Origin of the sequence: Methylobacterium sp. WL8, from assembly GCF_008040045.1 — a bacterium.
GTDB classification, from domain to species: Bacteria; Pseudomonadota; Alphaproteobacteria; order Rhizobiales; family Beijerinckiaceae; genus Methylobacterium; species Methylobacterium cerastii.
On the sequence record NZ_VRVF01000215.1, the window covers coordinates 1 to 471 of the forward strand.

Here is a 471-nt window from a genome sequence, read left to right on the forward strand (position 1 = left end):
CCATAGATCAAGACCATTTATATTTGAAAAAAATGGGTTGCGTCTTTAAAGATCAGATAGAGACCGGTGAAAAACTATTCTCTAGTTTAAAGGCTGTGGAGCTATCTATAAATAAATCGATGAGTGGATATATTAAGATAGAAGATTTATTAACCCCCATAGAGGAAATCAGATATGGACTTGCCGAATTATCTAACCGAGGGTTAAGCAGTATTGTAGTCAAAGAGAGTACTTCCGGTGATGCTATGGCACTTTTATCTCTAGCCAATGCCTTTGGATACATTCCTAGCTATTTTTTACCTTGTAACACATACGTGCGAACTAAAAAGCTCTCATTTTTTAGCAGAAAGCGGGTCAACCTAAGTGACTTTGATTTAATTCTAAGTTCAGGACTGCTCTCGTTAGAGTGGTACGCATCAAAGGCTGGCATCAATGCATGTATTGATGTTTTCTTAGATCATTATTTCAGTG

General features: G+C 36.9%; 1 protein-coding gene. It reads left to right on the top strand.

The window, feature by feature from the left end:
* On the top strand, positions 1–471 hold a 471-nt coding region (locus FV234_RS26435; protein ID WP_187273812.1), incomplete at both ends, for a hypothetical protein.